This window comes from Bifidobacterium jacchi (assembly GCF_009078285.1).
GTDB lineage: Bacteria > Actinomycetota > Actinomycetes > Actinomycetales > Bifidobacteriaceae > Bifidobacterium > Bifidobacterium jacchi.
In genome coordinates this window covers 4,303-15,505 of the sequence record NZ_RQSP01000048.1, presented here as the reverse complement: position 1 = coordinate 15,505, position 11,203 = coordinate 4,303, and the positions used below count along the sequence as shown (strand labels likewise).

At 61.9% G+C, this 11,203-nt stretch carries 6 protein-coding genes; 3 read left to right on the top strand and 3 right to left on the bottom strand.

Annotated features, from left to right (window positions below):
* Nucleotides 1-262: 262 nt before the first annotated feature.
* The 3 genes from glf to EHS19_RS09345 all read right to left on the bottom strand — a co-directional run bounded on the left by glf (nucleotide 263) and on the right by EHS19_RS09345 (nucleotide 5,828).
* Entirely contained in the window at nucleotides 263-1,480 is a 1,218-nt protein-coding gene (gene glf / locus EHS19_RS09355) for a UDP-galactopyranose mutase (RefSeq protein ID WP_151917489.1), read from the bottom strand.
* A 6-nt stretch (nucleotides 1,481-1,486) separates the two neighbouring features.
* Nucleotides 1,487-2,500 carry a ribose-phosphate diphosphokinase gene (locus EHS19_RS09350; RefSeq protein ID WP_151917488.1) on the bottom strand — a complete coding sequence of 338 codons (1,014 nt, stop codon included), beginning with the start codon at nucleotides 2,498-2,500 and terminating at the stop codon, nucleotides 1,487-1,489.
* Nucleotides 2,501-2,897: 397 nt separating this feature from the next.
* Nucleotides 2,898-5,828: a zinc ribbon domain-containing protein gene (locus tag EHS19_RS09345; RefSeq protein ID WP_151917487.1), complete on the bottom strand. Its 2,931-nt coding sequence runs from the start codon at nucleotides 5,826-5,828 to the stop codon at nucleotides 2,898-2,900.
* A 349-nt stretch (nucleotides 5,829-6,177) separates the two neighbouring features.
* Between EHS19_RS09345 and EHS19_RS09340 the strand changes: the two genes are divergently transcribed.
* From EHS19_RS09340 to EHS19_RS09330, 3 genes are all read left to right on the top strand, one after another.
* On the top strand, nucleotides 6,178-6,909 hold the full coding sequence (locus EHS19_RS09340) for an MIP/aquaporin family protein (RefSeq protein WP_151917486.1): 732 nt from the start codon (nucleotides 6,178-6,180) through the stop codon (nucleotides 6,907-6,909).
* A 778-nt stretch (nucleotides 6,910-7,687) separates the two neighbouring features.
* Nucleotides 7,688-9,163: a glutamate--tRNA ligase family protein gene (locus tag EHS19_RS09335; protein ID WP_241677188.1), complete on the top strand. Its 1,476-nt coding sequence runs from the start codon at nucleotides 7,688-7,690 to the stop codon at nucleotides 9,161-9,163.
* A gap of 300 nt (nucleotides 9,164-9,463) precedes the next feature.
* Nucleotides 9,464-10,333: a YggS family pyridoxal phosphate-dependent enzyme gene (locus EHS19_RS09330; protein WP_151917485.1), complete on the top strand. Its 870-nt coding sequence runs from the start codon at nucleotides 9,464-9,466 to the stop codon at nucleotides 10,331-10,333.
* The last annotated feature ends 870 nt before the right edge of the window (nucleotides 10,334-11,203 follow it).

The window sequence follows — 11,203 nt, the reverse complement described above, 5'->3', positions numbered from 1 at the left end:
TTTCCAATCGCGATTTGTTTTGTTTGGCGACAGAAAATCGTACACAGGACACGGGCCATGCCCTTCCATCTCAAGCCCAAACCAAAGTGCGCAAAAAATCGGGCCTTATCTATTGCGGTTGGATATGCGGTTGTTACGAATGCTGGTATTCGAAGGTCTTTTAATCCGGTTTTTTAATCCGGTTTATTTGTTGTATTATTTGGATTATTGGGATTGCTGCATTGTATCGATGCATTGTTGTATTGGATTGCATCAGGATTGCTTATTTGGCGATGAGGGGGAGGATGCGCTCGTCGAACGCGGTCAGCGCCGCGTCGATCACCTGATGCATGTCGTAATACTGGTACGTACCCAGGCGCCCGCCGAACACGGTCCTCGGCTCCGTGGCCGCCAGCGCCTCATAGCGCGCATACAGCGCCTTGTCGGCCTCGGTGTTGATCGGATAGTACGGCTCGTCGCCGCGCTCGGCGAACCGCGAATACTCCTCCCACACGACCGTACGCTCCGGGTTCTGCTGCTCGCGGCGCTCCGGATTGAAGTTCTTGAACTCGATCGCACGCGTATACGGCACGTCCGCGTCGGAGAAGTTCATCACCGGGCATCCGAAATGATCGCCCTCGTCGTAGCGAACCTCCTTGAAATCCACCGTACGCCACTTGAGATCGCCCAGCTCGTAGTCGAAATAGCGGTCCACCGGGCCCGTGTACACGACCGGCACGCCCGCCTCGCGCAGCGCCCTCCTGCTGTACGGCTGCGACTCGTCGAAGAAATCGGTCTTGAGGGACACCGTGATGCGCGGATCGTCGATCATCCTCTCGAACCATGCAGTGTACCCGTCCCTGGGCAGGCCTTCCCACGTGTCCCTGAAATAGCGGTTGTCATAATTGAACCGCACCGGCAGACGCCTGATGATCGAGGCCGGCAGCTCCGCCGGATCGGTCTGCCACTGCTTGCCCGTATAGTTCTTGATGAACGCCTCATACAACGGACGGCCGATCAGCTGAATGCCCTTGTCATTCAGATTCGCCGGATCGGTGCCGGCCAGCTCCCCCGCCTGCTCCTCGATCAGCGCCCGCGCCTCCGCCGGCGTGTAATGCGCACGGAAGAACTGGTTGATCGTCCCCAGATTGATCGGCAGCGGATACACCTCGCCGTCATGCGTCGCGTACACGCGATGCACATAGCCGGTGAACTCGGTGAAACGATTCACATACTCCCACACGCGCCTGTTCGACGTATGGAACAAGTGCGCACCGTACCGGTGGATCTCCGCACCCGTCTCCTCATCCATATACGAATACGCGTTGCCGCCGATATGATCACGCACATCAATGATCCGCACACGCACACCAGCACGCTCAACAGCCTGCTGCGCCACCGTCAAACCAAACAAACCAGCACCAACAACCACCAAATCCGGATACACAACCCCTTCGGTGGATTCGGCGTGCTCGGCGTAGCGCTCAACGTAATTGACCATGGGGCATCAGGCGTAGATGTTGCGCGGGCGCATGTCGGACGGCAGTCCCTCCAGCAGATGCGTCACCGAACGCGACTCGAACACGCTGCGGATGCCGGCGGCGAGCAGCGGCGCGACCGACAGCACGGTCATATTGGGCAGTCGTTTGGAATCAGGAATCGGCACAGTATCGGTCAGAATGATTTCCCGCGCCCCGCAGCCCGCGAGTCGATCGACGGCCGGACCGGACAGCAGCCCGTGCGTGGCCACCAACGTGACCGAAGCGGCCCCCGCCTCGCGCAGCGTGCGCACCGCCTCGCAGATCGTGCCGGCGGTGTCGATCATGTCGTCGACGACCACGCAGTCGCGGCCGACGACATCGCCGATGATGCCGTGCGCGGTGGCGTGGTTGGGACGCGTGGTGTCGCGCGTCTTATGGATGAATGCGAGCGGCAGATTGCCGAGTTTCGCCGCCCACTGCTCGGACACCTTGATGCGGCCGGCATCCGGGGAGACGATGGTGGCCTTGTCCATCGGCACATGGGAGCGCACGTAGTCGAGCAGCACCGGCGTGGCGGTGAGATGATCGACCGGACCGTCGAAGAAACCCTGCTCCTGCGCGGCGTGCAGATCGACCGTGACCAGACGGTCGGCTCCGGCGGCACGGAACAGATCGAATACGAGACGCGCGGTGATCGGCTCGCGACCCTGATGCTTCTTGTCCTGACGCGAATACCCGAGGAACGGGGCGACGACGGTGATGGATGTGGCCGATGCGCGCTTGAGCGCATCGATCATGATGAGCTGTTCCATGATCCACTTGTTGATCGGATTCGTATGGCACTGCAGCACGAACACGTCCGCGCCACGCACCGGCTCGGTGAAGCGCACGTACATCTCGCCGTTCGCGAAATCGTAGGCGGTGGTCTCCAGCACTTGCGTTCCCAGGCATTCGGCCACCTCCTGGGCCAGTTGCGGGTATGCCCGCCCGGTGACCAGCGCAAGTCGCTTATCAGGTTTGCCTTCGAGAATCGCCGACATGTTCCGCCCTTTTCCTACCGTAGTGTTCCTGCCGTGGTTGCGTACAATGCATTGCGCCGCAAATCGCACCGACCATCCATCGGATGCCCATGGCCGACCGGCGCCCTTCGCGTAAAGCCTGTACCAATATACAGGTATCCCGGCACGTTGCGACACCGGCGGACGGTTTGCGTTCACAACCATCACGATACGGCCAGATCGCGGCCCCGCGAATGCCCAGCGAACGGCCTACAAGCGTCATACAAACGGCCCGCAAACGTCACGCGGCGCGCCCCGCTCCCCGTGACCAAGTACGAGAAACCGCTGGAATTCCAATGGTTTCTCGCACTAGTCACAGAGAGCAGAGCGCGCCGCGTGACAGCGCACTTAACAGCGCGCCGCGTGACATAAGAGCGGATCAGTCGCTCAGCTCCACCGAGACCTTGTCGCCCTCGATGGTGAATCCGCCGTACACGCTGAACGAATTGGTGTCGCTCTCCGGCTCCCACTTGTCCTTGTAGTTCTTGTAGTCATAGGTGAGCTTCACCTCGCCGCTGGACTCCGTGGTGAACGACCCGGAATCGAGGCTGATCGCGCCGATGGTCGGATACTCGCTGATCGTCCACACGAAGTTGCGGTAGTCGTCGGAGCTGCCGTAGAAGCTGAACGGGCATCCCTCCGGCTCCCTCTCCTTCGACTGTGCACAGGCGTCGAGCTTGGCCTTGACCTGCGTCTCGATCTCGTTCTGAAGCGCAGTGGTCGGCTCCACCTCAAGCGTTCCCACACCGCTGTCTCCGCCGTCGCTGTCGGCGGTGCGCAACGTCACCTCTTTCGCGGTCATGTACTTGGACTTGGCGATGCCGAGCTTGTACGTGCCCGGGTACACGGCCAGCGTCCAGCTGGTATCGTCGCTGCCCTCACGGGCATTGTCCTTGGTCACGCTCACGCCGTTGACCGTAACCGTATCCACCGACTCCGGCACGTTGACGGTCAGATACTTGACGAGCGGCGTGGTGATCTTCCAATCCTTGAACAGCAGGAACTTGGAGCCGTTCGACTGGATGGTGATCGTATCGTTCTTCTCCTTGCCGTCGAGCGTGTAGGTGACGGTCGCCTTGACGGAGCCGTCCGCCTGATCCTCGGTCTTGCTTACGCGCGGATTGGAGATGCGCACGTTGTCGCCGTTCGATGCAGCATCGACCAGCAGGGCGCGCTGGGCCTTGCCCAGCTGCGGATCCGCCTGTTCGCTGGCCTTGGAGAACTGACCGGCGGCGATCGCGTTGATGTAGCCGCTGGCTGCGCTCTGGGCGCTGAACACGGTGTTCGACAGCACGGCATAGGTGATGCCAAGTGCCGCGAACGCCGCCACGACGGCCGCGATGATGACGATCAGGCGCTTCTGCTGGGCGGTCATCGGCTTGGCGGCCACTGCGCCCGGCACACCGGGGACGGCTGCGGCGGCGGCCGGTGCGGCAGCAATCGCATAGTTCGTTGTCGCGCCGGGAGCACCCGGCTGCCCGGTCTGCGCAGCAGGAACAGCGGGCGCACCGGGAACGGGGGGCACGGCACCGGCTGCAACGGGCGCTGCAGCCGCATTGGCAACGACAGCGGCACCAGCACCAGCACCAGCGGGCACGGTATTGCCGTACTTTGCCAGGAAGTGCGCGCCCGAGGCGTTGACGTAATCGACGACCTCCTGCGGCGTCTGCTCGACGCAACCGCCACGCAGCAGTCCCCACAGGCCGGGGGCGGAGGCGATGATCGTCGGGCCGAGCACCAGTGCGATCAGTTCGATCAGGAACGCCCAGACTGCGGCCACGAGGAAGAACCATTCGGCCACCTTGATGCCCTGCGTGCTGCTGCTACTGCTCTCGGTGCCGAACGGCACGAACGCGAACGACAGCAGCAGCCAGATCACAGCCGAAGCGAGCGGCGACTTCCAGCAGTTCGCCCACCCGCCGAAGGTCGGATCATAGGTATTGCGGGCCGCCTCACGCAGGCCGAGATACAGCGCGACGACCAGCATGATGACGAAGACGATCCACATCTGCCACATGTTCATGTTGAACACGTTGATCGCCTGATCGTAGTTGCCGGAATATACCGTCAACGAACCGAACGAGCCAATCACCGTCAACGCGATCGGGAACAGCGGGAACAGGACCGGCAGCATCCCAATCAGCGAACCGTCCTTGCCCTGGACAGACATCCAGATCAGCGTGATCAGAGCGAGCACTACAGCCACGACGGTGTAGACGAACGCCGACTCGGCGGCCGTGTGCATCCAGCCGCGCGAACGACGCATCCAGCACCTGAACGAGGAGAACACGTTGTTGGAATCAGGAGCGTACTGCGCAAGCGCATAGCCGGCGAACGCACCGATCAGCGACAGCAGGAACGCCATCAGGAACGTGCGGAACGATACGCCGGTAGATGTCATGGAAATCGAAGCGACATCGCCTATGCCCGTGTTCATGTGAATCGCGAAGATAGCCGACAGGATGATGTAGAGCAGTCCCGTGACCAGCGAGACAAGCACCGAGCTGATCAGGCCGGTCCACTTGAACTTCAGTGCATTCCCGCGTGCGATCATGTATGCGCCGAACGCCACGCCGAGCAGCAGTGCGACGCCCGGAAGGCCGACCATGAACCAGATCGTTCCTTCCACGCTTTGCGTGCCTCCGCCGAACGAGCTGCCAGCAGTGCCCGATACCTGCACCTGACCTCCGACGCCGACCACCATCAGGAAGAAGAGCATCTGGATGAAGTTCGGCTTGTTGCCGACCGCGTCCAGCTGTCCGAACAGCTGGTTCATCTGCGACGATATCGGAGAGCTGCCGGATGACGAACCGGCCGACATGAAGACGATCGAGCCGAGCAGCGACAGCACCAGCGCCGCCGCAAGACCGATGCCCAGCGCCGCGCCCATCGCCTTGAGCGAGGCCGGCGCGATCAGATCGCGAATAACAGGGTTGACGGCCGGCGGAACCGGCTGACCGGGGACTCCCGGCACAGCGGCCGCCGGCGCACCGGGCACCGGGGGCACGGTCGGGGCACCGGGGGCCGGCGCGGGCGCGACGGGCGGCACCGGAGCAGCCGGCGCGGGCGCAGGAACCGGGGCAGCTGGTGCAGGCGCAGGAGCGGCAGCGGGAACGATCGGCGGCTGAGGCAGCACGGCAGTGGGCTGGGCTGCAACCGGCGCTGCAGGCGCAGGAACGGGCGCGGGAGCCGGAGCAACCGGCTGGACCGGCGCCGGTGCCGGAGCGGCAGCGTTGGCGATGCGATATCCGCATTCGCCGCAGAACGCCGAACCCTCCTTGATGCTGCTTCCACAATTTGGACAGAACATGTCTATCTCCTTCTCTCATCGATGCACGAGATACCCGCGAACGCAACAGTTCCAACCATTGAGCGCCACGGCATCACGTATCTTCAATTGTAAGCTCAGGTGTGCAGATCGCATACCCCCACCGGGAACAGCTCGCCAATCCAAGCCGTCCGCAACCCGCGTAGAATAATCATGCCTGTATTGCGGCCGGCAACGGCAACCATGGCAATGCCAACCATGTCAATGGCAATGCCAACCATGTCGACAGCGCATCCCCGGAATCACCAATCGTCACTAATTCAGGGGCAGCGTGCGCCGCAACCACGGGAAACGAGAGCAAACAAAGCAAAACAAGAGAAAAGAACGATCAGTGGACTACCCTCTCTTCACCAAACTGGCCGCCGAATTCTTCGGCACCGCCATCCTGATGATCTTCGGCAACGGTTCCGTCGCCAACGTCGAGCTCAAGAACACCAAGGGCCACCACGCCGGATGGCTCAACATCGCGATGGGATACGGCTTCGGCGTGATGTTCCCGGTGCTGATGTTCGGCGGCGTTTCGGGCGCGCACATCAACCCCGCCATGACGCTCGCGCAGGCGATCAACGGCCTGTTCCCGTGGAGCGAGGTGCTGCCGTACATCGTGGCGCAGCTGCTGGGTGCGCTGCTCGGCCAGTTCATCGTGTATCTGACCTATTACCCGCACTACAAGGAGACCGAGGACGCCGAGGCGATTCTCGGCACGTTCTGCACCACCGACGCGCACAACGACAAGGTGAACTACTTCCTCAACGAGATGTTCGGCACGCTGGTGCTCGTCTTCGGTGCGCTGTGCTGCCTGTCGCTGCCGTGGGGCAAGGGTGATCTGGCCGCCTCGTCGATCGTGGTCGGCTTCATCGTGTGGGGTCTGGTGACCTCGATGGGCGGTCCGACCGGCCCTGGCCTCAACCCGGCCCGTGATCTCATGCCGCGCGTGCTGCACGCGATTCTGCCGATTCCGGCCAAGGGCAGCTCCCGCTGGGGCGAGGCGTGGATTCCGGTCGTCGCACCGATCGTCGGCGCCATCGTCGGCGCGTGGATGTTCGTGTTCTTCTTCGCCTGATTCGGCGGGCGATTCGGCGGGTGCGGTCGATTCGGTCACGGGCCGCGGTCCAAAGTCGCGGCCGGAACAAAAACCAGGCCACATCACAGCCTCTTAGCGCAGTTGCCTCTTAGCGCAAGGATTTCTCGGGATTTGCCTTGAGTTCGTGAAATCCTTGCGCAATCGGCCTCCTTGGCGCAAGGATTTCTCGGAAAGAGTTCGTAAAATAGTTGCGCTAAGCCCTGTCCCAGCGCAAGGATTTTACGAACTCAAGGCAAATCCCGAGAAATCCTTGCGCCGGATAAGTGCGCCAAATAAGTGTCTTGTTCGAGCGGATAGCGCCAGATAAGTGCCGGATAAGAAAACGCGCAAGGAGACGCGCTACTCATTGGACGAGATTGCGCAATGAACCACGGTGCGCAGGTGACCGCGCCTAGTATCCTCCGTCAGAAGTCCTCCGTCAGAAGATCGTTCACTAACTTGTCCTTGCAATGCCAACGCGTCTAGTTCGAGCGTCAGAAATTCATTGACGAATTCACTACCCCTCAGTCCCGCTTCGCGGGCCAGCTCCCCTGACAAGGGGAGCCAACAATATAATCAACGAATTTGCGACGTAGAATTTGCGACGTAGGACGCTAGGGGCGCAGACAGTCAGTCGTCGAACGGGACCCGCCTCGCAAAGCCGAATCACAGTGCAAAGGTGCATTTGCGGGCAGTACAATACACATTTGATATAGCTGCAAAACAACACCGTGAAACAACACCGTGAAACAATGCTGGAAAGCAACAAGGAGCATCCATGACCGGACGTTTCGCGCCTACGCCGTCCGGGCGCATGCACATCGGCAACGCCACCGCAATGCTGGCCGCCTGGCTATCGGCACGCGCCGAACACCGACGCATCCTGCTGCGCATCGAAGACATCGATCAGCCCCGCGTCGTGCCCGATGCGGACCGCTGGATCATGGACGATCTCAACTGGCTCGGCCTAGACTGGGACGACGAGCCGATCTATCAGTCGCAGCGACTGGACCTGTATCACGAGGCACTGGACGCGCTGCGCGGCAGAGTCATCGATCTACCCAATCCCGGCAATACCAGCAATACCAGCAATACCAGCGCTTGTGGCACCGTAATCGGCACCGCAACCGGCACCTCGACTCGCGCATCAGGCAACGCGCATCCCACCCTGTCGGGATTGGTCGAATGCGCGCATGGATTCCCCAACCCGGCAGTCGCATCCACCTCAGCAACCATCGCATCCATCCCAGCAGCCGAATCCGCCCCGGCAACGCCGCTGATATACCCCTGCTTTTGCTCGCGATCCGATATCCGCGCCGCGTCCGCCCCGCAGGAAGGCGACGGATTCGTCGTGTATCCGGGCACATGCCGCCGCCTGATCACCGCCGATCCGGCCACCGCGCGCACCCGTCTGGCAAACGGCGACCGGCATTCCTGGCGCATCGCCATGCCGACCGCCGACGATCCGCGCGCCGACGTTCGCTTCCATGACCGCGTATTCGGTCCGCAGCGATTCTGCCTGCCGCGCGACGTGGGCGATTCGGTGATCTGCCGTTCCGACGGCATCTTCTCCTACCAGCTGGCCGTGGTCGTCGATGATGTGCTCAATGGCGTGGACGACGTCGTGCGCGGGCGCGATCTGCTGCGATCGACCGCATTGCAGATATGGATTCGACGCGAGTTGGCTGCCGCGGGATTCTTCGCGACGGATGCGGATTGCGCGACGGATGCGGCGGATTGTGCGATGGTCTCGACGGGCGCCATTGGGCAGCGCGGAGCGACGCAGCATGGGGCAGAACCGCGTGGCGCACATCAGGACGCGCCGCGATCGCCGCTCAACCCCGCGTATGCGCATCTGCCGCTCATCGACAACGCGAACGGCCGGCGTCTTGCCAAACGCGAGCGCGCGCTCGACCTCGGCACGCTGCGCGCGAGCGGGGTCCGCCCCGAACAGATCGTCGGCTACTGCGCCTGGCTGCTGGGATTGCAGCGCGATGCACTCGGGCGACGCACGGATGCGCCGCGCCCGATGAGTGCAGCCGAGGCATTGCGCGCGTTTGATCGACTGTCGTGGTTGGCGATTCGCGATGAGCGGTCTGGCGCCAAAATGGGCGATACCGAGGCACAGGACTGCGCAAATCCGGCAACACAACAGAGGCCGCAACCGGCCGATCGGCTGCTGCCCGCTGACATCGTTGCAGCGCTGCCTCGCTATGATGTCCCTGACGATGCAGCGCGCCGCGGGCTCGTCTGATTCAGGGGTACGGAGCACGGTCTAAGGCTCTTTCCGCGTTGCGTACCAGAGGGCAGCGGTACGGAACGCAATCCATGCCCGGTTCTGCAATGCGTACCACTGGCCGCCGCACGTTGCACGGCACCTTGCTCGTCTGGTGTCGCCCTGCATCGCCGCCTGCGTCGCGGCGCCAATTATCGCGAATACGCCATGATCGCCAAACGCGGCGTGCACAGTCGGTCAAACGCGGCTACGATGTGTGAGATATCGAATGCGAAACATCGAATGCGAGTCGAGCGAAACAGCAAACGAGAGGCGAGTATGACGGCATATATGGATCACAAGGATCTCGCCAACGAGATCATCGATGAGCAACGCGCGCGGCAGATCAGTGACGGCGTGCATCGCGTGTTGGACCAGATCGCGCAAGCAGAATCGGCTTCCGGGCGCGAGGCGGGCAGTGTACAGCTGCTAGCTGCCACGAAGACGCGCGACGTGGGCGAGATCATGGCGGCGATCGACGCCGGAATCCGGCTGATCGGCGAAAACCGGCCGCAGGAGGTCACGGCGAAGGCAGCCGGGCTGCGGCGACTGTGCGCGCAACGCGGCTTCACGATCGGCGTGGGCGGTACCGGCGATGACGCAGACGATGACACCAATGATGGCGCAGACGCGACAGTCCGCGCAACTGGAGCGCCGGCGACGCACATTCCGTTCCATCTGATCGGACAGCTGCAGAGCAACAAGATCGGCAAGGTGCTGCCGGTGGTCGATACGATCGAATCGGTGGATTCGATCGAGCTGGCGGAGCGGATCTCGCGGCGCGCGGTCATGCACGGCATCACCGTCGGCGTGCTGCTGGAGGTGAACGAGTCCGGCGAGGCGTCGAAGTCGGGATGCGAGCCGAGTCATGCGATCGATCTGGCGCGTCGCATCGGTGCGATGGGAGGCCTTGAGCTGCAAGGGCTCATGACGATCGGCGCGCATGTGGATGACGAGCGCACGATTCGCGCCGGATTCGCGCATCTGCGCCGCACCCGCGATCAGATTCTTGCGCTCGACGAGCCTGGGCTGGCGCACTGCACGCAGCTTTCGATGGGCATGACGCATGATCTGACGTTCGCTATTGAGGAGGGATCTACGCTGGTGCGCGTCGGCACGGCGATCTTCGGCGAGCGCGCGTTCATCTGAGAGGGCGAACAGCCGAACGATAGGCATTCAGCCATCGAGTTCGACCAATGGCTCATTGGTTGCCGATTGGCAACCAGTCAACCCGCAACAGGTGAATGACAACAATGGCGGAATTGCGGGGCTTGCGCCAGCCGGGGCTTCGAGGCGGTCGGTATGGTGGTTGCCGATTGGCAACCAATGTGCCATTGGTCGAACAGGGGGAACAGGTAGAACAGGGGGAACAGGGGGTCATTGGTCCGTCTAGCCAATAGTCGAGTACTCCGTCTCCCGTCTCCCCCTCAGTCAGTTTCGTTGCCAGCCCTCTCGTCGGAGGTTGCCGAAAACTGATGACACTCAGGCAGTTGTGAGAGAGTCAGCCAGTCCGTGCCGCCAGTCCACGCCGCCGGTCCACGCTGTCGCCCGTGGTCAGCAATCAATATTCGGGAAAAGAACGGCTATCTCCCGAATTACGTTCACTGGGACCGTCTCAGCGAACGTAATTCGGGAATTGAGCCCATTGCTCCCGAATTCTGTTCACTGAGCGGCTGGCAGCGATCGATATTCGGGAGATCAACCATCGATTCCCGAATTTTGATCGCCAACAAACGTCTCACACACCCGGCTCGACAAAACCGACAGAACCGTTACATGGAAACCGGCTACAGGACACCACAGGACGTGGAGAACGAGTATTATCGACAGCAGGCGGCACAAGCCGTCTCACAGTAGAGACGGAACAAAAATCAGGCCACTTCATAACGATCGCCGGAAAGCGTCAGCACGCACCAACATGCACCATCACGCATCGACACGCACCATCGACTCTCTTTTCCACACCCATCGTGTGCATGGGACGTATGTCGTCGGAGGCATCGTGTGCATGCAACGGAT